The sequence below is a fragment of the Mesorhizobium sp. WSM4814 genome, assembly GCF_055811595.1.
Window position 1 is genome coordinate 1 of record NZ_JBVVQT010000005.1, and the last position, 21,354, is coordinate 21,354.

Sequence of the window (21,354 nt, forward strand, 5' to 3'; positions counted from 1 at the left end):
CATAGCCATCGCCTGTGGCCCGCGGGTTCCTTCCTCGGGGACTTTCGTACGCCTGCCGGCGCCCGAAACTCTTCACGGGGGCGGACTGGCGGCTTTCAAGTCAATTATTCAGAAGCGGACTGTTGCCGCCCTGGTATTGACGTTGTCCGACAGCAGGCCGCCGACTTCGGGCGTTGCGATGGGGTAGTTTTCGCGAACAAGACTTGCGTCTGTCGGCGACGTCGAGGCCTGCCTGACATCGCTGCAGCCTGTATATCGAACCCTGCTTCCGTTACGCACTCATCAAGTGATATTGAAGATGGTGCACAAGACTTCGCCATAGGTCAGACGACATGTCGAACATCGAGGAATTGACCAGCGTCCGGCGAAGTCGCCAAACGGTCGGCCATTATCTCAAGCTGAGTGCGTACTGCTCGGCTGCCATTCTCTTTGCATCGCTATGTCGTCCGACCTCCGCTTTTGAGAGCCTGGAGCAAGCTAGCGCAACGGATTATTTGAGTTGCGGGTCCTCTGGCAATCGTTCCGCACCGAGCGAAGGAGCCAGCAAGCCCCAACCGAACCCAAAACGACAACCCGCCGGCCCCATATTCAGGCAGAGCCTACGCAACGCTCCTGATCGCAGAGTTGCGCTTCTACAGAGCGTGCTGGCGGATAAGGCAGTTTATGCATCTGTGATCGATGGCTTGTTCGGCTCGCAAACAGTGAGCGCGGTGAAGTCCTTTCAGGCCAATAGTGGGATGCCTGTCGACGGCATGGTCGGCATTGAGACAGGCAAAGCGATGGGGTTGCCGTTTTGGGACGCCAGTCACACTCGCAAGCTAACTCCTCCATTTCGTGATTCTGCGAAATATCCTGACGATATAGAATTCAGGTTCAGGAGCCTGATCGGGATTGGCAATTTCTTCAGCAGCGTGCCAGACGCCCGCTACAGTTCGTCCGATACGCTCACTCGACGGGCGCTTCGAACAAACAATCCCGGCGCCATCAACATCTCGAGATGGCAGCGAGATAGCATGAAAGGGTATGTGGGTTGCACGCTGCCCGACAGGTACGGCAACCAGACCGCCGTTTACGAGACTCCTGAGTTTGGGGTAGCCGCTTGGGGCTTTCTTCTTCGCAAAATCTATTTCGGGGGCAAGAAGGACAAGGTCACCATTGGCGCCATCGTAGACAAGTACCGCGGCGACAATCCTCGTGATGCGTATATTGACGGCTACAAAAAATATTCAGGCGGCAAATTGGCGGAAAGCTATGAAATCGACTTATATGACAATCGGCAACTGGCCTTGCTGGCAATCGCCGCATACTCACACGAATTCGGCTCCTGGTACCCTCTCACGGGAAAGCAGCTTCTGGCAGGCTTTTCCATTACCGATGAATACATCGACTCTGGCGTTAACGACGAGGTCATCGTGGCGCCGGAGGAAATGGATCCCGGCCGATATATAAAGCATTCCGATGCCGAACGCCCCGCACCCACGCCCCCTCCGCCGGCCGCGCGGTCAGCCACAACCGATGCAGCGGTGCGACACGGCCTGCAGCAGCTAGTCGAGACTGAGGGTGGGCCGCCAGGTGCGATAGCAACTCTTTACCGCGACGGCCGCCTAACCGTACTCAGTGCGGGCCGCGCCAATGTGTCCTCGGATGTAGCGCCAGCGGTCAATCAATACATGCGTATCGCCAGCGTCTCAAAAGCCTTCAACGGGGCCATTGCCCTCCATCTCGTCCAGACTGGCCGGATCGGCCTCGACGAGGCTATCGGCCAACATTTGCCCGGGCTGCCGGCGGCATGGTCCGCGATCACGCTTCGGCACATGCTAAACCACACCAGCGGGTTACCTGATTACCTGCGATCCGACGGCTTGGCCAAGCAAGTGGCGACAGATCCCCAAGGCTACGTCGAGCCGAGAAAGATCATCGACTGGGTCCGCAACGATCCGCTCGAGTTTGCCCCCGGTTCTAAGTATGCCTACTCAAACACCGACAATATCGTGGTTGGGCTGATTGCCGAAGAAGTGACCTCCAAACCTTACGAGGCACTGTTGCAAGAGATGATATTTGGTCCTGCCAACCTCGCGCAAACTAGCTTCCCGACAACGGAAATCGCGCTGCCGACGCCCTACATCCACGGCTACGCCGTTGAGCCCGGATCCCAGCCAGAGGACGTGACCAACTTTGTCAGCCCCAGCGGCGCGTGGGCATCTGGTGCGATCGTGTCGACTCCTGAAAACTTGTCCACGTTCATACGGGCTGACCTTGCGCTGAAGTTTTTCGGCGCTGCCGAGCAGCAGGAGCAGATGCAGTTCATATCAGGAGATTCCAGCCCGCCCGGACCAGGGACGAATGAGGCTGGCCTAGGACTGTTCCGCTACACCACGCCGTGCGGCGTCGTGTACGGCCATACTGGCAACTTCCAGGGCTATACGCAGTGGGCCGCGTCCAACGCCGACGGTACGCGCTCGGTCACTACCACGCTGAACGCTGCCGAGCCCACAGGTGCCTTGATTGAGCACTTGAGGGAGGTTCAGGCTCAGGCTGTCTGCGCGTTACTCGGCCATTGACGGTATTTTTTGCCAGTGACGGACCCGCGGCATACTGCTAAACCAATTCAGAGTTACCGCTGATTTCCCTGCCACGATAGTTCAGCGAGTTTGACATGCCTGGTCGCAAGGCGCTGTCCCGATGGTCCGACGCAGTGCGTTGCCATCGATTTGTCTTGCGATTAGTGCCTTCATTGTCGGGCCCAGCCTTAGCCAAACAATTCCCGAGCAGTCCAGCGTTACGGTGTTGTCCATGGGGATGCCTCAAACAGTTTCTGTTCAAATTGAACAAAACGGGAACAAAAAAGTCAAGTGTGGATTGACTTGGCGAGGAATGCCTTCCTATTTGTCAGAGGTGGGGCGGTCGCTCACAAACTGGGGAGAGCCGCGATGGGCAGACGAAAAAGCCGGTTCGACAGGCTGTCGGCGAGGCATGCCGAGGCGATCATCAGCGACGCTCTCAGCCTGCGCAGGACGGTGCTTTCGTCGCAACTGCATCTGAAGGCGCAAGGCGAACTGTTTTGGCAGCTTTGCGGGCTTGTCGAAAAATTGCATGAGGTGATGGCCAGCGTAGCGGAGAAGGAGCCCGATTTCCGGATGCCGGATCTTGGCCTGCTTCCGCTTCCCGAGGGCTATTTGACTCGGAAATGAGGCCATGGCCGGGCCGATGGACAGCGTTGGACGTGCCGCGAAGGCCAACATGCTGCTGATCGTCGAGTGCGGCCACTGCTACCATGTCGGGCGTTTTCGGGCCAACGACGTGGCCAAGGTGGTGGGCTGGAACAAGCCGCTGGAAGCCATCAGGTTCAGGTGCAAACGATGCAGCCGCAAGGACACCACCGTTCGCACTCAGTTCGTCGACCAGGACCATCCGCCAAAAGGCTACATCTGGGTGCTGCAGAAATTCAAGCTTTAGAACAGCGAACCTTGTACCGGCGCCTGTGGCGCCTGCGGCGGAAATTTTATCTGCGTCGCCGGCTTGTCGACGATCACCAGCGCGTCGTCCGCTGCCGTGCGCTGCAGGTGCCTGGCCTGCGACCACGGCGCGGTCAGCCAGGTCTCGGTTTCCTCCTGCGTGGTCAGGATCACGGGCATCGCCTTCTCGTGGATCGGCGCGATCAGCGCGTTTGGCCTGGTGGTCAGAAAGCCGTAGAGCTCGAACTCGCCCGGGCCGTCCTTGATCTTGCGCACGCCTTGCCAGCGCGTCCACAGGCCGGCGAAGAAGAACAGCGGCAGCGCCTCGCTCAGCGCGAACCAGTAGTTTCTCTGGATACCGGTATCCGGATCCTTGTCGCCCGGCGTTGGGCTCGGTTCGGCAAAACTGGTGAGCGGCACCACGCAGCGGTTCTCGACGCCGAGATATTGCTGCCAGTGGCCATATTGCGGGTTGCGGATGTTGGTGGTGCCGTAGTCGGCCTTGCCCTTCACGCGCTCGATCGGCGTCGGCATGCCCCACAGCAGGTTGGCCAGCTCGCGCGTCCCGTCCGGCGCATTGCGCACCACCGGGCCGGGCTGGTTGGGATAGATGTCGATGGAGGGCTCGAGATTGCCGAGGCTATCGCGCAGGGCGCGGGTCCACTGGCGGATCGCCTCCTGGCTGGTGGTGATGTTGTAGAGGTTGCACATATCGAGCCCCGGGGATGTTCAGGCATCTTGCGGGAAAGGGCAGGTAATTTCCAGCGCTTGTCCATTCGGCTGTGACACGGCTACCCCAGACCACAGCGCCGCGATCACCGCCGCCATCCCGGCGGGTCGACCGCGGCAGAAGGATACTGCCGCGCGCAGCGGCGAACCGCCGGCTCCGCTTACGCAACGCACGCCGCTCGCGCGCGTTCTACCATTAGGAGGAGCATGGTCATCAGGAGGAGCATGGGATGTGACACCTGGTCTCATGCGCTCACAATCGGAGGCAAACCACGATGTCCAAGTTTAGAGATGCCCTTGACCGCGGCAAGCAAGCTCGCCGTGAGCACGAGGAAAAGGTCGGCAAAGAGAAGGCCGAAGGGGTGGACTTCGGCGCGCAAGCAAGGGCCTGGCTAAACGACGTCGTGGTCGCGTCGCTGGAAGCGGCCAGGGCTGACGTAGCAGGCGAGGTGGCGGTCGAGATGGACACTGCGCCACGCCGCCAAGACAAAGCATCAACACCATCTATTCGGTTCAGGATCTACAGGAAGCGGGGAACGGAAAAGGAGGTGATCGGAAGGACGTTCTCGGTCAACGTCCAGCTGAGTGGACAAGTGTCGGCATCTTCGCCGGGGATGGTGGCGAGAGAAGTGGGAAACATCGGGGATAAGGCTGACGAGCGGTTCTCTAGCTTGCTGGCGGAACTGATCGAGGACGCAGCGAAGGGCACTTAGCCAGCAAGGTGTCGAGGAAAGGGCTGGCGATTTCCAGGGCTGTCCGCCGGTTTGCTGACACGCCGGGCCTGTCAGTAACAGCTTTCCGGATGCCGCAAACTCCCCTTCCGTTAACCTTTCGTTAACCATGGCTGGCTAGCGTTTACCTATCAGTAAGGAATCGCTATCCGTGACCTTCGCCGCCCCCGTCGAGACCAAATCCATTCGCTTTCGCGCCCGCTCCTTCGTCGCCTTCACGCTCACCCCGGAGACGCCGCTTTCGGAGTGGCTGGAAAGCCTCGACCGCTGGATCGGCAATTCTCCCGGCTATTTTGCCGGCCGCCCGGTGGTGCTCAACCTCAACACGCTGAAGCCCGCGGTCAGCCAGATCGAGGCGCTGGTTGCCGAGCTTGGGCTGCGCGGCATCCGCATCTATGCCATCGAGCTCGACGGCAACACGGTGCTTGAGCCCAGTCTGCCGCCTGTGCTGATCGGCGCCAAGGAAGCCACAGCCGGGCTGCTCATGCAGGCCGACCAAAAGGCTGCCGGCAGGCCGGAAGAGACGGGCAGGGCGGAAGAAGGCAGGGCGGAACCGGGCAAACGGTCAGAAGACAGGGTGCCGGAAGCGCCGGCCACGCTGATGGTCAAGACGCCGATCCGCTCGGGCCAGTCGATCTTCCACGCGCATGGCGATGTCATCGTGCTGGGCTCGGTCGCCTCCGGTTCCGAGATCGTCGCCGCCGGCTCGATCCATGTCTACGGCACGCTGCGCGGGCGGGCGTCGGCCGGTGTGCTCGGCCATTCGGCGGCGCGCATCTTCTGCCGCAAAAACGAGGCCGAACTGCTGTCGGTCGACGGCTGGTATTGCACCGCCGAGGAGATGGAGCCGGCCTTGCGTGGAAAAGCGGTGCAGGCGTTTCTGGAAAAGGACACGCTGCGCATCTCGCCGTTCAGCCAATGAAGGTACCCGAAAGTACGCAGCGGTTTTGAAATAGAAACAAAGACTTAAGCGCATCGCATAAATCGAACGCTTAACAATACGAACAACAATAAGGAGGCATAGATGGGCAAAGTTGTGGTGGTCACCTCGGGCAAGGGGGGCGTCGGCAAGACGACCTCGACGGCCGCCCTTGGCGCCGCCGTCGCGAGAACCGGCAAGAGGGTGGCGCTGGTCGACTTCGACGTGGGTTTGAGGAATCTCGACCTGATCATGGGTGCCGAGCGGCGGGTGGTGTTCGACCTGGTCAACGTCATCCAGGGAACGGCCAAGCTGTCGCAGGCGCTGATCCGCGACAAGCGGGTCGAGACGCTGTTCCTGCTGCCGGCCTCGCAGACGCGCGACAAGGATGCGCTGACCGAGGAGGGCGTCGGCGAGGTGATCGAAAAGCTGAGCTCGGTGTTCGACTACGTCTTCTGCGACAGCCCGGCCGGCATCGAGCGCGGCGCGCAGCTTGCCATGCGCTTTGCCGACGAGGCGGTCATCGTCACTAACCCGGAAGTCAGTTCGGTGCGCGATTCCGATCGCATCATCGGCCTGCTCGACGCCAGGACCGTCAAGGCCGAGCGGGGCGAGCAGATCGCCAAGCATGTGCTGGTGACGCGCTATGATGCGGCGCGCGCGGCGCGCGGCGAAATGCTCTCGATCGACGATGTGCTGGAAATCCTGTCGACGCCGCTGCTGGGCATCATTCCCGAGAGCCAGGACGTGCTCAAGGCCTCCAACCTCGGGTCGCCGGTGACACTCAGCGATCCGACCAACTCCGCCGCCCGCGCCTATATCGAGGCGGCCAAACGGCTCGAGGGCGAGGACCTGCCGGTCGTCGTGCCGTTCGAGCGCAAGGGCTTTCTCGATCGGCTTTTTGGAAGGAGGGCAGCATGAGCCTGTTAGACCTCTTCAAGCGGCGCGGCAGCGCGCCGGTGGCGCGCGAGCGGCTGCAGGTGCTGCTCGCCTATGAGCGCCGCAACCGCAGCCAGCCCGATCTCGTCTCGGTGCTGCGCGAGGAGATCATGGCCGTCATCGCCAGGCATGTGCAGATCGACCAGGATTATCTGCAGGTCTCGATGGATCGCGGCGAGACGATGTCGACGCTGGAGATCGACATCCAGATCCCCAACAAGAGCGCTAGGCCGCTAGCCATGTCGGCCTGAGCGTTGCGCCTGTAGTGGTTTTGACGCCGGCGGGACAGCGCCCCCTCTGGCCTACCGGCCATCTCCCCCAATGGCCGGCAGGACAGAGGGGGTACTGTCCCGCCGACATCTTTTTATTTTATGTCAACCATAGGTTGCGTTAAATATTTCCCATCCATTTGCCACTTGCGCAACCAACAAAAGGGTGAAAACGTTGGTCCGGGGTAAATGGGCAAGGGTGGTCGTCGCGGCTGTTAGAAGCTCCGGGGCGGCCTTGAAAAGCGATGAATTTTCCACAGTTCCTGGTGGGGATGACCGCCGCGGCATTCGTCGTGGCGCTCTCGAGTTATTTGGCAACGGGTTCAATCTGGAAGGCGCTCGGCTGGACGGTCCTCACCTTGATCGTTCTGCAGCTTGGATATTTTTTGTCCGTCGTCCGGCTGATCTATAGGGCCGAACGAAAGCCACACAGTGACCGCGACCCGCGAGTACTGGACCGTCGAGACAGCATGCGGTTTCGAGATTCAGGTCGGCCACCACAAATATAAACATGCCTAGACCATGATGTTCATCAGATAGACAGTATGGTCTAAACCGCTTGAAAGCGGACATGTTCGGTTCTGGGAATGTGCCTTGGACGTTCCGTTACTTTAGTCAACCAGTATATATCTCCGGGTGCATATGCCCGATACTGCGCAGCGCGTCATCCGCTCCAGCTCCGTCGCTCTGCTCACTCCGCCGCCAGCTTGTCCTGCGTCCTGGTGTCGAAGTCGCTGGCGTCGTGGCGCTCGTGCAATTGCATCGCCGGCTCGCCAAAGGCGCGGTTGACCATGCGGCCGCGCTGCACCGCCGGCCGCGCGTCGATCGCGTCGGCCCAGCGCTGCACGTGCTTGTATTCCTGCACCGACAGGAACGCGCCGGCGTCGTTGTACATGCGGCCCTTGGCCAGCCCGCCATACCAGGGCCACACGGCGATGTCGGCAATCGTGTAGGCGTCGCCGCCGAGATATTCGCTTACCGCCAGGCGCCGGTCGAGCACGTCCATCTGGCGCTTCACCTCCATGGCGAAGCGGTCGATGGCATATTCGAATTTTTCCGGTGCGTAGGCGTAGAAATGGCCGAAGCCGCCGCCGAGATAGGGCGCCGAGCCCATTTGCCAAAACAGCCACGACAGGGTTTCTGCGCGCGCCGGCTGCTCGATCGGCAGGAACTCGCCGAATTTCTCGGCCAGATGCAGCAGGATCGAGCCGGATTCGAAGACGCGGATCGGCTTTGGCCCGCTGCGGTCCATCAGCGCCGGGATCTTGGAGTTGGGATTGACCTCGACGAAGCCGCTGCCGAACTGGTCGCCGTCGTTGATCCTGATCAGCCAGGCGTCATATTCGGCGCCTTTGTGGCCGCGCGCCAGCAACTCCTCCAGCATGATCGTCACCTTCACGCCGTTTGGTGTCGCCTGCGAGTAAAGCTGCAGCGGATGCTTGCCGACCGGCAGCTGCTTGTCATGCGTCGGGCCGGCGATCGGCCGGTTGATGCTGGCGAAGGCGCCGCCATTTTCCTTGTTCCAGATCCATACTTTCGGCGGTGTGTATTGGTTCATTTCGGAGGCCTTTGATGTGAGCGGAGAGGGTCTTGGGGAGGATCAGCTTGCATAGATACAGGTAGTGCGGGCTGACGGAAGTTCAACTTGTGTTGAACTATTGTCGATGTCGGCAGCGCAAGCCTGCGCGATTGCATCCGGCCCTTGCGCCTCGTCATATGCGCCATAGCTATATAAGAATGCCGGCCCTCTGAACGGTCGTCGTGAATATGGCCAGGATTGAGAGCATGACCATCGATACGATTTTGCGGTCCATCGTGACGGTGCGGGCTTCGATCCCGGATGATGCCTTCACCGCGAATGCGCTGGGCACCAGCCGGGAGGGCAGCGGCGTGGTCATTCGCGACAACGGCCTGGTGCTCACCATCGGCTATCTCATCACCGAGGCGGAAGAAGTCTGGCTGACCGACCACAGCGGGCGCGTGATTCCCGCGCACGCGCTTGCCTACGACCAGGAAACGGGCTTCGGCCTGGTGCAGGCGCTGGCCCCGCTCTCCCTGCCCGCAGTGGCTTTCGGCGACGCGGCCAGGGCGACGGCCGGCGACCCGGTGGTGCTCGCCGACGGCATCGGCCAGGCGGTCAGCGCGTACATCGTCACCAAGCAGGAATTCGCCGGCTATTGGGAATATCTGCTGGACGAGGCGATCTTCACCGCGCCGGCTCATCCGTCGTGGGGAGGTGCGGCCCTCATCGGGCAGGACGGCAGGCTGCTCGGCATCGGTTCTCTGCGCCTGCAGATGAGCCGCGCCGGCGAGATCGCCGATATCAACATGGTGGTGCCGATCGACCTGCTGCCGCCCATCCTCGACGATCTGCTGACACGCGGCCAGGTTGCCAAGCCACCGCGCCCATGGCTCGGCGCCTTCTCCGCCGAAAGCAATGGCGAGGTCGTGGTGATGAGCGTCGCCGAAGGCAGCCCGGCCGCCGAAGCCGGCCTGCGCCAGGGCGACATCATCTCGGATGTGCGCGACGGCGAAGTCGACGGGCTCGCCGATTTCTACCGCAAGTTGTGGCAGAACCCGGCGGGCGCCGAGATCCCGTTGCGTGTTGTGCGCGACGGCCGCGAAACCTGGCTGCGCGTCAAGTCGGCCGACCGCAACAGCTTTCTTAGGAAACCGCAGCTGCAGTGAGGCTCCTTTCCTTCTTCCACCAGGGGCCTTGTGGGAGAAGGAGGATCGGCGCGCAGCGCCGAGCCGGAAGGCTGCAGGTTATTACATCACGATTTGAAGGACCGCCATGGGCGGCGCGAAGCATCGCGCCAACCTTGCAACAAGGCCACTGTTGCTCCATTCGATCGGAGCCAAGCAGCGACAAAGGAGAACCGATGACGACCACACAAAGGCAGACCCGCTGATGGCGCCGGTCGAGGTCGACCCCGCCAAGGTCCGCGAATTCAGCGATGCCGAGAGCTTCTACACCTGGCTCGGCAAGCATCACGACACCGAGACAGAAATCTGGATCAAGATCCACAAGGTCGGTTCGGGACTGCCTTCGATCACGCCCAAGGAGGCCATCGACGTCGTGCTGTGCTGGGGCTGGATCGATGCCGTGCGCAAGGGGCTCGACGACAAGAGCTATTTGCAGCGCTACACACCGCGCGGCAGGAAGAGCATCTGGAGCCAGATCAACGTCGACAACGTCGCCCGGCTGATCGAGGCGGGCCGGATGACCGAGCATGGGCTCAAACAGGTCGAGGCGGCGAAGGCCGACGGGCGCTGGGCGCGCGCCTATGCAAGCGGCAAGGACATGAAAATCCCCGCGGATCTGCGGGCCGCAATAGACGCCGAGCCCGAGGCCAAGGCGATGCTGGCAAGGCTCAGCGCGCAGAACCGCTTCGCGCTCGCCTTCCGCATCCACAACATGAAGACCGAGGCTGGCCGCGAGAAGAAGATCGCCGCCTTCGTCGAAATGCTGAAGCGCGGTGAGGCGATCTACCCGCAAGGGAAGAAGTGAGGCTGGCGCCGTCGCGGCTGTGGCTGCCATTGCGGCAAAGTTCGCGCCTCGTGGGTGTCAGGGTGAGAGAAATTGGCCGTCCACCCCAGCCGCTGCGCAGTAACGGATTCTTCTTTGCTTTTGCCGCACAATGGCCGCGACGAGGCAGGCGAAGTCCAGAGCATGGCCGAAAAGAAAAATCGCGACGGAGAGTTCTGGGAGCTGGCGCTCGAACGCGCGCATCTTGGCGTCTGGGACTGGGATCTCGCGAGCGGCGACTGTTTTTACTCGGCGATGTGGTTGCAGATGCTCGGCTATGGCGAGGGTGAGCTTGCGGAGACAAGCGATCTCTGGCTGCAGCTGACGCATCCCGACGATCGCGAGCGGGCGGTGGCCAGCGGCGAACGCCACATTGCCGGCCTGACCGATTCGATCGAGACCGAGCTCAGGCTGAAGCACAAATCCGGTCACTGGGTATGGGTTCTCGATCGCGGCGGAGTGGTCGAACGCGACGCCGAAAACCGGCCGGTCAGACTGATGGGCGTCCAGACCGACATCACCAAGCAGAAGCAGGCGGAAGCAGAGCTTGAACAGGTCAACGTCCGCTTTCGCCTGGCATTGGCGGCCAGCGGCACCGGCATCTGGCATCACGATATCGGTGCACGCAAAAGCTACTGGGACCAGCGCACGCGGGAGATCTACGGGCTTGTCGCCGACACCGACGAAGTGTCGCAAGACCTCTGGCACAGCTATCTGCATCCGGACGACCGGGCCGACGCCGAGCGGGCCCATTTGGCGCCGCTGCAAACGCAAAAGGTCGTCGCCGTGCAATACCGCATCATCAAGCGGGACGGCGAAATCCGACATCTCGAATCGCTGATACGGTTCGCCGACGCCCAGTCGTCGGGCCAGATCCTGGGCACGGTGCGCGACATCACCGAGGCGAAGCAACGCGAGCAGGAACTTGCCCATGCGGCCCGCCACGACGCGCTGACCGGCCTTCTGAACCGCGCCGCTTTCGACCGGCTGCTGGCCGAGCACATCGCAACGGCGCGCCGGCTCGCGGTGTTCTACGTCGATCTCGATTACTTCAAGGCACTGAACGACTTCGCCGGCCACGCCGCCGGCGACCTTGCCCTGAAGAGCGTCGCCGAGCGCATTCTGGGCTGTCTGCCGCCGTCGGTGCACGCCGCGCGCCTCGGCGGCGACGAGTTCGCGCTGCTGGTGCCTGATTGCGACGCAGCGCAAGCCGAGCGTCTCGCCGGCGCCGTACTCGCGGCGGTTCGCGATGCCGACCTCGGCTCGACGGCGGCGTCGCGCAAGCTTGCGGCCAGCATCGGCATCGCCTTTGTCGCCGATGCGAATACCGCAGTGGCCGACGCGCTCGCCTGCGCCGACGACGCCTGCTATGCGGCCAAGGCCGCCGGGCGCAATCGCTTCGCGGTGTTCTCGCCCGAGACGACATCCGGTTCCAGCGGCCTCAATGCGGCGCGGCTGGCCGCCGACACCGTCGACGCCATGGCGGACGGAAGGCTGAAACTGTTCGGCCAGGAAATCCACCAGCTCGGAAAACCCTGGCAAGAAAGCCGCCATGTCGAGGTCCTGGCGCGGCTCGCCGGGCGCAACGGCCGGCTGATCCCGCCGGGCGAGTTCATCCCGGCGGCGGAGCGGTTCGGCGTCGCCTCGCGGCTCGACCGCTGGATCATCAGGACGGCGCTGTCGCTTCATGGTCCGGCGCTGAAGTCAGGGGCGCTCACGCTCGGCTTCAACCTGTCGGCGCAGACGCTGAGCGACCCGCAGCTTTGGGATTTCGTCGACGCCATCATCGCCGAGACCGGGGCGCCGCATTCCGGCATCGGCTTCGAGATCACCGAAACCGCCGCAGTCACCAATTTCGCAGCTGCCGAGCAGTTCGTCGGCAAGGCGCGCGAGCGGCGCTGCCGCGTCAGCCTCGACGATTTCGGGGCGGGCATGAGCTCGTTCGAATATCTCCGGCGCTTTCCCGTCGACACGATCAAGATCGACGGCTCGTTCATCGAGCATATTGCCGATAGCCGCTTTGACCGCGAAATCGTCTCGGCGATATCGGGCATCGCCAGGAGCCTCGGCTGCTCCGTGGTGGCGGAGAAGATCGAAACGCAGGATGCGCTCGACATTCTCGCGGATATGGGCATTGACTTCGGCCAGGGATTTCTGCTGCACCGGCCGGAACCGCTGCAAGCGATCGTGGCGCGGGCGTGCGCGACCCGGGCGAGCGCGACGCAAGCGGGCGTGACACAAGCGGGCGCAACACGGGCGAGCAAGACACGGGCGAGCGCGCCGGCACCAGCCGGACGGCGAGCCTAGCCCGGATCTCTCCGGGCTGGCCGGGCGAAAAGTCCGCAAAACCGGTCCGGCGCCGTGATGCGCGACTGGTCAGGACTTTCCTGGCGGGCGATAGCGGACCGACTTTGCCTTGCCAAGCGCTTGCATCGTCTCTTCGACGCTCAGGAGAACGGTGGTCTCGTACGAGCTGAGCGCTCCTCCCGCACCAATGGCAAGCATGACAGATGCCATTGAAACGTTGTCGGGCGCCTCCCACAGGTTCCAGCCATCGTGCTCTCCGAAGCCGTACCAGAACCCGTGCAGCTTTCCGCCCACCGATTCGATGTAGGTGCGGGCTGCCTCGCGTCTATCCTCGGGGTTTTCGATCAGGCGCGCCCAGGTCTCGGGCGTATAGCTGAATCGTGAGAGATACATGGGCATGGTTCGCCTCCAGGGCCGCCGATCCCCCAGCGGCTCGGCGTCGAGGGGATCGAGGGGGGCTGGCGCCGAGCCTGACCGGCTTGGTTGGTTCACCGGCTGACAAAATATGCGCTCAGGCTAATTTAATCGCAACACCTATCCTGCAGGCCGCCGCCGATGCGGATCAGGCGTTGCGGCTCGCCATATGCGCGTCGAGCTTCTTTCTCGAAGGCCCGTACCGCTTGATGATGGTCGCGGCCTCGCTCGGCGGTATGCCGTATTTTTTCGCAAACGCCGCTACGTCGTAAGGCTCCTCGCCGGCGGCCGGTTTGCGGTCCTGCTTGCTCTTGGATTTGTCGTCGGCCATGTCGTCCTCCGTCATGTCAGGTGGTTCCCGCTCATGGGCTCGAACCACGATTCACGCCTTCAAAGGGCGCTGTCCTACCATTAGACGAAGCGGGAATAGAGGAAGTAACGCTGTCTAGCACTTTCTCATCCGCGCATGAAGCTGCTTCATGCCGTCATCGGCTTGAGCATGAGCTTTTCAGCAGGGCCTTGTAGAGACGGGAGCAATCGCCGTGACCAGAACCGACCTCTGTGACATCTACCGAGACTACATTGCCTGCCTGAACAAGCAGGACTGGCCGAAGCTGGGGCAGTTCGTTGATGATGAAGTGGTCCACAACGGTCGGCGGCTCGGTCTATCAGACTATCGCAAAATGCTGGAGAGAGACTTTGCTGAAATTCCGGACCTTTATTTCAACGTCCAGATGCTGATTTCCGATCCGCCCTATATAGCGAGCCGGCTCGGGTTCGACTGCACGCCGAAAGAAAGCTTCCTCGGCCTCCCTGTAAATGGGAAGAGAGTTTCCTTTGCCGAGAATGTTGTCTATGAATTTGGGGACAAAAAGATTGTAGAAGTATGGTCTGTCATAGACAAGGCTGCCATCGAAGCCCAGCTTTAGCGCAGGAATGCTCGGCCGTCGTTCCACGTTCCGATATGAACCACGGTATGAACAATGGCAGCTGCCTGTCCACCGCCTGTCAAGGACCCGGCCTTGACGCCTGAACACGCTGCCCCAGATTACGCGGCGGAGTTTTTAGAAATGCGATACGACTGGCAGGGGCGCAAATTCCTGGAACGGCATTTCGGCATTGTTATCGCAATTGGCCTGGCTGCAGGGCTGTCCGTGCTGGTCGCGCTGGGCTACACGCCTTAGAGACTGTTTGGAAACTCTACTCTGGCGGCCATCTGATGGCGTTTTCTGCGCTTACCTACAGCGCCGCGCGTCCTTTGGACGCGCAAAAGGACGCTGTAGCACTTTTGGTTTGCGCATGATCCTTTCCGAAAATCTTCCGATTTTCGGGGTCATGCGCGGGCTCACGGACCAAAACGTCCGCTGCGCGCCGGTTCTCGAAACCACCACCATATGACTCGCCAGAGCGAATTTCGAAACAGTCTCTTAAGCCTCGGATTTAGCGCTCTGCTGGGCATGCCCCACGGCATTGGCGAAAGAAATGTCATCCTTGATCTCGCGCATCGCCATCGAGGTGATCGTGCGGCGCACGCCGGGCAGGCGACTGAGCTCGACGCGCAGCATCCTGTCCAGCGCCATCATGTCGACGGTCACGATCTGCAGGAGATAGTCGGCCTCGCCTGTGGTGGCGTGGCAGCGCCGGATCAGCGGATGCGCCTGGACGGCGGCCTCGAAGGCTTCGGACAGTTCGAAATCGATCGACACCTGGATGAAGGCTTCGATGCCGAAGCCGAGCTTGGCCGGGTCGACCCGCGTCGAGTAGCCGCGGATGATGCCGGCGTCCTCCAGCGCCTTGACCCGCTTCCAGCACGGCGTCTTGCTTAAGCCGACCTCGTCGGCAAGCACTGCGAAGGAGGTGCGCGCATCGCGTTCCAGCGCCGCGACGATCTTCCGGTCGACGGCATCCAGCATCACACGTTCTCCAAACCTTCGCGATGGACGAACATCCGTCCTCCATTTTCTGGCATTTGGATAACACAAAGGAACAATGTTCAAGTGAAAAGCGACTAAACTGCGGGCTCGGACCGAACAAACGCCTGAGGGCCGGGCAAAGGAGCAGCTGCCATGCACAAGCCGGATTATCACGCCCGTATCGAAGCGCCCGAGATGCGCGACTATGGCGTCTATCTCAGCTGCGACAAGCTACTCGCCTGCCAGAAGCCGCTGGCCGAGATGGTAAATGCCGACGAGCTGCAGTTCCAGATCGTCCACCAGGTCGAGGAGCTGTGGATGAAGCTCATCGCCTACACGCTGGTCGATGTCGTCGACTTCCTCGAGCAGCAGAACACCCATCGCATCGTCACGCTGATGGGGCGGGTGCATCGGCTGATGCGCCTGATGACGGCGCAGCTCGACCTGCTCGAAACCATGTCGCCCAAGGAATACCAGGAGATTCGGCTGCAGCTCGGCAATGGCAGCGGCCAGGAATCGCCGGGCTTCAAGCTCTTGCTGCGCACGCCGCCGGACCTGTGGCGGGCGTTCAAGGCGTCCTATCTCGATGGTCGCGGGCTCTCGCTCGAGGATGTCTACGATGTCAGCTATGACCACGGCGACAGCTATGTCGTCGCCGAGGCGCTGATCGAATTCGACGAGCTGTTCCAGAAATTCCGCGCCAATCATCTTTATCTCATCCACCGCTCGATCGGGCTCGGCTCGAAATCGCTCAAGGGCCGGCCAGTCGAACTGCTGCAGGCCGGCGCCCTGCATCGCTTCTTCCCGGAACTGTGGGACATACGCTGCGACATGACCGACCGCTGGAGCGGCCAGTATGGGACTGTGCGGGCACCGATCAGCCACCCGGAGGCGAAGGCAGGGTAAGGCCCGCGATCCCTTCTCCCCTTGTGGGAGAAGGTGGATCGGCGCGCAGCGCCGAGCCGGACGAGGGGTGTTGGACGGAATGCGGCGATGCCAAGCTGGAGCACCCCTCATCTGACCGCTTCGCGGCCACCTTCTGCCACAAGGGGAGAAGGGGAAGCGCCGCATGTCGGATTTGCGGCTGGTGTAACGTCCTTGGGGCGAAATCGGTCGCAACCCTGGAGGACGGCATGTCATCGGAAACCACCCAATCACCGGCTCAACCGCCGTGGCAGACCGCGGCAATCCTGATTGGCCGCTTGATCTTCGCAGCCGTCTTTCTCATGGCGGTGACCTTCAAATTCATCGACATGGGCGCCACTGCGGGCTACATCGCCGCCGCCGGATTTCCGTTCCCGCTGTTTCTGGCCTGGTGCGCGGCCGTGCTCGAAGTCGTCCTCGTCCTGTGCTTCCTGACCGGCGCCTTGTTCTCGCAGGCCGCTCTTGTCGCCGGCGCCTATGTGCTGTTCCTCGCCTTTGCCTTCCACGGGCCGTCGCACTGGGCCGGAAACCAGGCCGAGTTCGGCTTTTTCGTCGATCATTTTACCTTCCTGGCCGGGCTGCTGTTTGCCGCGGTGCATGGGCCGGGCCGTGTGCTGACCTGGAAGGCTGCATCGGCCAGCTGATCGTAGCTCGGCTGGCAGGCGGCGTTCCGATACGGCGAGGCGATCGCGGCGTCACATCTGGTCGTTGTAGGGTTCCTTCATCTGGCCGACCATGCGCGCCAGTTTGGAGAAGGACGGCATGTCCGCCTCCGGCTGGCACTGGTTCGCCAGCTCCAGCAGCCGGATCGGGAAGTTGACGGCATCGCGGCTCGACGCCGACATGCCTTCGGAGCGCTCCTCGCTGGTCTCGCTGGCTTCGGCCTTGCGCAAGGCGATGTCTATCTCCTCGACCGTCAGCACGCCCTTGCGGACAAGGACCTGATTGATCGATGCGACGGCCATCAGCAGGCCCTCGAGTTGCAGATTGGCGACATTCATGGCTTTGCTCCCATTGGCAAAATTGCAAACGCGCGAACGCCGGTTCCGATCCGGACAGCTGCACCATAGCGCGGCGGGCGGCCGAATTTTAGGCCGGCCCGCGAGATTTCGCTTGCTTTGTGACGGCAGCTATGCTAGGAATATAGTCATGGTGCTGATTTGCGCCGACGACCCGCCCGCCGAGGCGGGTTTTTTATATCAAGCCTTCTCGAACGTTTGTGCCTGTGTTTGCCGATAGCAAATGTCGGCGGGACAGCGCCCCCTCTGTCCTGCCCTCTCTTTGCCAAAATTTGGCATCTCCCCCACTTGGGGGAGATCGGATGTCACCCCGGCTTTCGCCAATCACCAGCATCGAGGTAGGCATGGCCGAGAATCCTTTCGACGACGAACCGGCTGATGTGACCGAACCCAGGCCTTCCGGCCGGCCAAAGCGAGCGAAAAAAACGCTGGCCGATGGTTTTCTGGACGCCATCCGCGCCGATTTCCGGGCGCATGGCGCCGGCGTCATCGCCGAGGTTCGTACCGAAAAGCCCGATCAGTATCTGAAGATCGTGCTGTCGGTGCTGCCCAAGGATCTGCATCTCAACATCAACAGCCTGGAAGCACTGAGCGATGACGAAATCAGGCAGCGCATCCGCGGCCTCGAAGCCGTCCTGCGGCCGTTTCTCGAAAAGTCCGGCGTCGCAGGACAGGGGCTCGCAAAGCCGGGCCGCGACGGCGAAGACCGAGTATCTGAGCCTGCTCAGGGAATTGGACCGGAGGCGGCGCACTAACCAGCTTGCCGCCTACCGGCCTTACCCGCGACAGGCCGAGTTCCATGCGGCCGGTGCTGCCAACCGAGAACGCCTGTTCATGGCCGGCAACCAGCTCGGCAAGACAAGGGCCGGCGGCGCCGAATGGGCGATGCATCTCACCGGGCGTTATCCCGAGTGGTGGCAAGGCAAGTTTTTTGACACGGCCGTGCGGCTGTGGGCGGCCGGTGTCACCGCCGAGGGCACGCGCGACAACCCGCAGCGCATCTTGGTCGGCCCGCCGCAGCAGCCGGCGGCGTGGGGCACCGGCATGATCCCGGCCGACGCCATTGTCAGCACCATCATGGGGCGCGGCGCGCCGCATGGGCTGGACAGCGTCGTCGTGCGCCATGGCGGCGGCGGTGATGTGCAGGCCGATGAATCGGTGCTGTCGTTCAAGAGTTTTGAGAAGGGCCGCGAAAAGTGGCAGGGCGAAACGCTGCACGGCGTCTGGTTCGACGAGGAACCACCGCTCGACATCTATTCCGAAGGCCTGACCCGCACCAACGCGACAGGCGGCATCACCATCGTCACTTTTACGCCGCTGCTCGGCATGTCGGAAGTGGTGCTGCTGTTTCTGTCGGCGGATGAGGTGGAGGGGATGCCGAAAGCCAGCGGATGAAGTCGAATCAAGGGTATCTGCTGCCCGCAAGCTGCCTGGCGCGGGCCTTGGGATCGGTTGCTTTCCGGGTAAGTGGTTGACACCATATCCTTTCATCACCTGTAATCTGATTGTACCAGACATTGCATACTTTGTCTGGTGTGTCCGGGGTACAAACTTCGTGTTTGAATCCCCTGCGCATGTAGACCCCGCAGGTCTGCTTACTTGTGTCGTACGGGACGTTCGATTGGCATGCTGATGTACTGGCGGCAATGGCCACGACGATTACTATGCGGATCATGTATCTCCCCCAAGCTGCCAGCAGCTTTGCACTGATGGACAGTATTATCAATGGCAATCGCTCGCCGCGGCAAGTAAATTACGGAACTCTAATATGTCTCGCCACGTCACCTTCATGACCATCGACGATGCCGAGCATTACACGCCGCAGCAGCGCGCCGCGATCGTATCGGCCTATCCGGCGCATGAGCGCGAGGCGCGGGCGAGCGGCATTCCGGTGCTGGGTTCCGGCCGGATCTTTCCGGTGGCGGAGGAGCTGATTGCCTGCGAGCCGTTCCGGCTGCCGCGCTACTGGCCGCGGCTCGGGGCGCTGGATTTCGGCTGGGATCACCCTTCCGCTGCTGTCGAACTCGCCTGGGATACGGAGGCCGACGTCGTCTATGTCGCAAAAGCCTGCCGCGCCTCGCAGCAAACGCCGGCCATGCAGGCGCTGACCCTAAAGCCGTGGGGCGAATGGCTGCCCTGGGCGTGGCCGCGCGACGGCCGCCGCGAGACGCTGGAAGGTGCGGGCGTGGCACTTGCCCGGCAATATGGCGCGCATGGGCTGAACATGCTTTCCAGCCATGCGCAATTCGCCGACGGTTCGGTGTCGGTCGAGGCCGGGCTGATGGAGATGCTCGACCGCATGCAGAGCGGCCGCTTCAAGGTGTTCTCGACGCTTCTGCCCTGGTTCGAGGAGTTTCGGCTCTACCACCGCAAAGACGGCCAGGTGGTGAAGCTGCGCGACGATCTGATGGCGGCGACACGCTATGGCGTGATGATGCTGAGGGAAGCAGTGGTCGACCCGGCCGAGTTCAAGACGGCACGGCGAAAGGCAGGGCAGAGCGATCCGCTGGGGGCGTTCCGGTGAGGGCGATGACCGTTCGCATTGTCAGCGCTACGCTGCGCGACCTCTCCTACATCGCCGCCAACCTGCGGCTCGAGGACCGGACGGAGATCGACTGCCAGTCCGACGAATGGTCGCCGGCGCTGCTGGCGCTGACGGTGCTGCAGGGGTTTGCCTATGTCGCCGAGCTGAACGGCAATCCGGAGGCCGGCTTTGGCGCCGCCGAGCAGCGCGGCGGGTTGTGGATCGCCTGGAGCTGGGGCACGCGCCGCATGAAGCGCTGCGTGCCTGGGATCACGGCGTTCTTTCACGCCGTGCTCGGTCCGCAGGTTGCCGCGCACGGCGCCTGGCGGGTCGAGGCGCGGGCGCTGGCCAGCAATGAACTGGCGCTGCGCTGGCTGGCCCGGCTTGGCGCCACGCAACGCTGCCGCCTGCCGGGCTACGGCAAGAACGGCGAGGATTTTTTGCTCTACGACTGGACGAGGTCGTCTGACTTTGGGTCGTCTGACTTTGGAGAAAGCTGGAACCATGTGCCTTTTTCAAAAGCCGCCGGCGCTGAAGCCGCTGCCACCGACACCGACCATTGCCGACAAGGACGTGCAGGCGCGCGAAGCAGCGCTCCGGGCTGAGCTCGAGCAGCGCCAGGGCACCGCCGGCACGGTCAAGACCGATCTGTCGCCGAGCGAACTCAGCGGCCGGCGCCGCGTGCTGCTGGGGGTGTGAGGTGGGTGCCGAGGAGACGCTACGTTTCGTAGGCGCGTGCTGGCCGGTGGTATTGGCGCCGGCATGCGAAATTGGTGACGCGGCAAGGGTGAAGAGCACCCCTTCTCCCCTTGTGGGAGAAGGTGGATCGGCGCTTTAGCGCCGAGACGGATGAGGGGTGCTGGAAGAAATGAGGCAGTGGATTTTTGCGCTATTGCCAAGCTGGAACACCCCTCATCCGACCTCGCGGAGCCCGTCCTCGGGCTTGCCGGAGGCAAGACCCGTGGGCGAGGCCACCTTCTCCCACAAGGGGAGAAGGCAAGGCTCTTCAGCCCTCACCCCGGCTTGCGCGCGAAGGCCCAGACCATCAGCGGATATTCCTCGTCGTTGCTGAGGTCGCGCCATAGGCCGTAGGCGCGCACCGGCCCGCCGATATGGGCTTTTGCGCAGGCTTTGTTGCCCCAGCTGAACACTTCAATGTTTGCCTGGGGGAAGCCGCCCTCGACCAGGACCTGCTTGAGGCCGGCGGCGGTCCAGCGGTTGTAGTCGTGCGGCCTGGCATGCACCCTGAACAGGAACGGCGTCGCCACCATCGCCCAGCCGCCCGGCCGGGTCATGGCGTGGATATTCTGTGCCGCGGCAAACGGGCGCTGCACATGCTCCAGCACCTGGTCGGCGATGACGACGGAATATTGCCGGTCGGTGCGGTCCTTGCAGATGTCGAAATCAGGAAAATCGACCGATGTATAGTTCGAGCATATCGTCTTCCAGTGGCGGTTCCAGCCGGGCGAGATCTCGATCACGTCTGAGGATTTGCGGCCGTCGGCCTCAAGAAACGCGGTGAACGCCTCGATCTGCCTGATGCGCAGCCAGTTGCGGGAATCGTAGCCGATCAGCCGCTTTGCAACCTGCTTGCTTCGCCTCTTCAGGGCGCCGGGTAGGCTTTCCGTCATTATCAAACCGATCTCCTTGAGTCGCCGCCCCGCGCCCCTTGAACATCGCAA

Annotated in this window: 26 protein-coding genes and 1 tRNA gene; 19 read left to right on the forward strand and 8 right to left on the reverse strand. The window is 62.2% G+C overall.

Annotation, left to right across the window (positions count from 1 at the left end; translation table 11 throughout):
• Window positions 1-332 precede the first annotated feature (332 nt).
• From AC0L2V_RS10425 to AC0L2V_RS10435, 3 genes are all read left to right on the forward strand, one after another.
• Entirely contained in the window at window positions 333-2,561 is a 2,229-nt protein-coding gene (locus AC0L2V_RS10425; RefSeq protein ID WP_473520032.1) for a serine hydrolase, read from the forward strand.
• Window positions 2,562-2,930: 369 nt separating this feature from the next.
• Window positions 2,931-3,191, forward strand: coding sequence for a hypothetical protein (locus tag AC0L2V_RS10430; RefSeq protein WP_287295606.1), 261 nt, complete (start codon window positions 2,931-2,933; stop codon window positions 3,189-3,191).
• A 4-nt stretch (window positions 3,192-3,195) separates the two neighbouring features.
• On the forward strand, window positions 3,196-3,456 hold the full coding sequence (locus AC0L2V_RS10435) for a hypothetical protein (RefSeq protein WP_473492941.1): 261 nt from the start codon (window positions 3,196-3,198) through the stop codon (window positions 3,454-3,456).
• Here AC0L2V_RS10435 and AC0L2V_RS10440 read toward each other — a convergent pair.
• Window positions 3,453-4,166 carry an SOS response-associated peptidase gene (locus AC0L2V_RS10440; RefSeq protein WP_473492943.1) on the reverse strand — a complete coding sequence of 238 codons (714 nt, stop codon included), beginning with the start codon at window positions 4,164-4,166 and terminating at the stop codon, window positions 3,453-3,455. The two genes, AC0L2V_RS10435 and AC0L2V_RS10440, sit on opposite strands and share 4 nt — an antisense overlap.
• A gap of 293 nt (window positions 4,167-4,459) precedes the next feature.
• Here AC0L2V_RS10440 and AC0L2V_RS10445 point away from each other — a divergent pair, with 293 nt between their 5' ends.
• The 5 genes from AC0L2V_RS10445 (at window position 4,460) to AC0L2V_RS10465 (ending at window position 7,551) form a co-directional block, all read left to right on the forward strand.
• Window positions 4,460-4,897 carry a hypothetical protein gene (locus tag AC0L2V_RS10445; protein WP_473492945.1) on the forward strand — a complete coding sequence of 146 codons (438 nt, stop codon included), beginning with the start codon at window positions 4,460-4,462 and terminating at the stop codon, window positions 4,895-4,897.
• 169 nt (window positions 4,898-5,066) lie between these two features.
• Window positions 5,067-5,837 carry a septum site-determining protein MinC gene (gene minC / locus AC0L2V_RS10450; RefSeq protein ID WP_473520033.1) on the forward strand — a complete coding sequence of 257 codons (771 nt, stop codon included), beginning with the start codon at window positions 5,067-5,069 and terminating at the stop codon, window positions 5,835-5,837.
• 102 nt (window positions 5,838-5,939) lie between these two features.
• Complete coding sequence (gene minD / locus AC0L2V_RS10455) at window positions 5,940-6,755, forward strand: septum site-determining protein MinD (protein ID WP_023803856.1); 816 nt, start codon at window positions 5,940-5,942, stop codon at window positions 6,753-6,755.
• The gene (minE, locus tag AC0L2V_RS10460; RefSeq protein ID WP_023803855.1) at window positions 6,752-7,024 is read left to right on the forward strand and encodes a cell division topological specificity factor MinE; all 273 of its coding nucleotides are present in this window, start codon (window positions 6,752-6,754) and stop codon (window positions 7,022-7,024) included. Before minD ends, minE begins: the two co-directional genes overlap by 4 nt.
• A 290-nt stretch (window positions 7,025-7,314) precedes the next feature.
• On the forward strand, window positions 7,315-7,551 hold the full coding sequence (locus AC0L2V_RS10465) for an exopolysaccharide production repressor protein (RefSeq protein WP_473520152.1): 237 nt from the start codon (window positions 7,315-7,317) through the stop codon (window positions 7,549-7,551).
• A gap of 182 nt (window positions 7,552-7,733) precedes the next feature.
• Here AC0L2V_RS10465 and yghU read toward each other — a convergent pair whose 3' ends face one another.
• Window positions 7,734-8,600, reverse strand: a complete 867-nt coding sequence (gene yghU, locus AC0L2V_RS10470) for a glutathione-dependent disulfide-bond oxidoreductase (RefSeq protein ID WP_473517254.1) — start codon at window positions 8,598-8,600, stop codon at window positions 7,734-7,736.
• A 227-nt stretch (window positions 8,601-8,827) separates the two neighbouring features.
• On the opposite strand from yghU, the gene AC0L2V_RS10475 reads away from it, so the two are divergent.
• From AC0L2V_RS10475 to AC0L2V_RS10485, 3 genes are all read left to right on the forward strand, one after another.
• Window positions 8,828-9,730: a S1C family serine protease gene (locus tag AC0L2V_RS10475; protein WP_473520034.1), complete on the forward strand. Its 903-nt coding sequence runs from the start codon at window positions 8,828-8,830 to the stop codon at window positions 9,728-9,730.
• A gap of 223 nt (window positions 9,731-9,953) precedes the next feature.
• A complete protein-coding gene (locus AC0L2V_RS10480) occupies window positions 9,954-10,553 on the forward strand; it encodes a YdeI/OmpD-associated family protein (protein WP_473520153.1) in 600 nt (199 codons plus the stop codon).
• 162 nt (window positions 10,554-10,715) lie between these two features.
• Window positions 10,716-12,878: an EAL domain-containing protein gene (locus tag AC0L2V_RS10485; RefSeq protein ID WP_473520035.1), complete on the forward strand. Its 2,163-nt coding sequence runs from the start codon at window positions 10,716-10,718 to the stop codon at window positions 12,876-12,878.
• A 69-nt stretch (window positions 12,879-12,947) separates the two neighbouring features.
• Here the strand turns inward: AC0L2V_RS10485 and AC0L2V_RS10490 are convergent, their stop codons facing one another.
• From AC0L2V_RS10490 to AC0L2V_RS10500, 3 genes are all read right to left on the reverse strand, one after another.
• Window positions 12,948-13,277, reverse strand: coding sequence for a GYD domain-containing protein (locus tag AC0L2V_RS10490; RefSeq protein ID WP_027155386.1), 330 nt, complete (start codon window positions 13,275-13,277; stop codon window positions 12,948-12,950).
• Window positions 13,278-13,440: 163 nt separating this feature from the next.
• A complete protein-coding gene (locus AC0L2V_RS10495; protein ID WP_287299490.1) occupies window positions 13,441-13,638 on the reverse strand; it encodes a DUF3606 domain-containing protein in 198 nt (65 codons plus the stop codon).
• 6 nt (window positions 13,639-13,644) lie between these two features.
• Window positions 13,645-13,718, reverse strand: a tRNA-Gln gene (locus AC0L2V_RS10500).
• A 116-nt stretch (window positions 13,719-13,834) separates the two neighbouring features.
• Here AC0L2V_RS10500 and AC0L2V_RS10505 point away from each other — a divergent pair.
• Both AC0L2V_RS10505 and AC0L2V_RS10510 read left to right on the forward strand, forming a co-directional pair.
• Complete coding sequence (locus tag AC0L2V_RS10505) at window positions 13,835-14,221, forward strand: ester cyclase (protein ID WP_473520036.1); 387 nt, start codon at window positions 13,835-13,837, stop codon at window positions 14,219-14,221.
• A gap of 93 nt (window positions 14,222-14,314) precedes the next feature.
• The gene (locus tag AC0L2V_RS10510) at window positions 14,315-14,476 is read left to right on the forward strand and encodes a hypothetical protein (RefSeq protein ID WP_287068712.1); all 162 of its coding nucleotides are present in this window, start codon (window positions 14,315-14,317) and stop codon (window positions 14,474-14,476) included.
• A 243-nt stretch (window positions 14,477-14,719) separates the two neighbouring features.
• Here the strand turns inward: AC0L2V_RS10510 and AC0L2V_RS10515 are convergent, their stop codons facing one another.
• A complete protein-coding gene (locus AC0L2V_RS10515) occupies window positions 14,720-15,205 on the reverse strand; it encodes an Lrp/AsnC family transcriptional regulator (RefSeq protein WP_287283691.1) in 486 nt (161 codons plus the stop codon).
• Window positions 15,206-15,358: 153 nt separating this feature from the next.
• On the opposite strand from AC0L2V_RS10515, the gene AC0L2V_RS10520 reads away from it, so the two are divergent.
• Together AC0L2V_RS10520 and AC0L2V_RS10525 are read left to right on the forward strand one after the other, a co-directional pair.
• On the forward strand, window positions 15,359-16,111 hold the full coding sequence (locus AC0L2V_RS10520; protein WP_473509329.1) for a tryptophan 2,3-dioxygenase family protein: 753 nt from the start codon (window positions 15,359-15,361) through the stop codon (window positions 16,109-16,111).
• Between the two features lie 227 nt (window positions 16,112-16,338).
• Window positions 16,339-16,773, forward strand: a complete 435-nt coding sequence (locus AC0L2V_RS10525) for a DoxX family protein (protein WP_473520037.1) — start codon at window positions 16,339-16,341, stop codon at window positions 16,771-16,773.
• Between the two features lie 51 nt (window positions 16,774-16,824).
• Here the strand turns inward: AC0L2V_RS10525 and AC0L2V_RS10530 are convergent, their stop codons facing one another.
• Window positions 16,825-17,130, reverse strand: a complete 306-nt coding sequence (locus tag AC0L2V_RS10530) for a hypothetical protein (RefSeq protein ID WP_023803842.1) — start codon at window positions 17,128-17,130, stop codon at window positions 16,825-16,827.
• A gap of 320 nt (window positions 17,131-17,450) precedes the next feature.
• Here AC0L2V_RS10530 and AC0L2V_RS10535 point away from each other — a divergent pair, with 320 nt between their 5' ends.
• The 4 genes from AC0L2V_RS10535 to AC0L2V_RS10550 all read left to right on the forward strand — a co-directional run bounded on the left by AC0L2V_RS10535 (window position 17,451) and on the right by AC0L2V_RS10550 (window position 20,277).
• Entirely contained in the window at window positions 17,451-17,903 is a 453-nt protein-coding gene (locus tag AC0L2V_RS10535; RefSeq protein ID WP_473520038.1) for a hypothetical protein, read from the forward strand.
• 79 nt (window positions 17,904-17,982) lie between these two features.
• Window positions 17,983-18,543, forward strand: coding sequence for a terminase large subunit domain-containing protein (locus AC0L2V_RS10540; protein ID WP_473520039.1), 561 nt, complete (start codon window positions 17,983-17,985; stop codon window positions 18,541-18,543).
• A gap of 373 nt (window positions 18,544-18,916) precedes the next feature.
• Window positions 18,917-19,672, forward strand: coding sequence for a phage terminase large subunit family protein (locus AC0L2V_RS10545; RefSeq protein ID WP_473520040.1), 756 nt, complete (start codon window positions 18,917-18,919; stop codon window positions 19,670-19,672).
• Between the two features lie 5 nt (window positions 19,673-19,677).
• Window positions 19,678-20,277 carry a hypothetical protein gene (locus tag AC0L2V_RS10550; protein ID WP_473520041.1) on the forward strand — a complete coding sequence of 200 codons (600 nt, stop codon included), beginning with the start codon at window positions 19,678-19,680 and terminating at the stop codon, window positions 20,275-20,277.
• A gap of 408 nt (window positions 20,278-20,685) precedes the next feature.
• Here AC0L2V_RS10550 and AC0L2V_RS10555 read toward each other — a convergent pair whose 3' ends face one another.
• A complete protein-coding gene (locus AC0L2V_RS10555) occupies window positions 20,686-21,303 on the reverse strand; it encodes a methyltransferase domain-containing protein (RefSeq protein ID WP_128175005.1) in 618 nt (205 codons plus the stop codon).
• Window positions 21,304-21,354 lie beyond the last annotated feature (51 nt).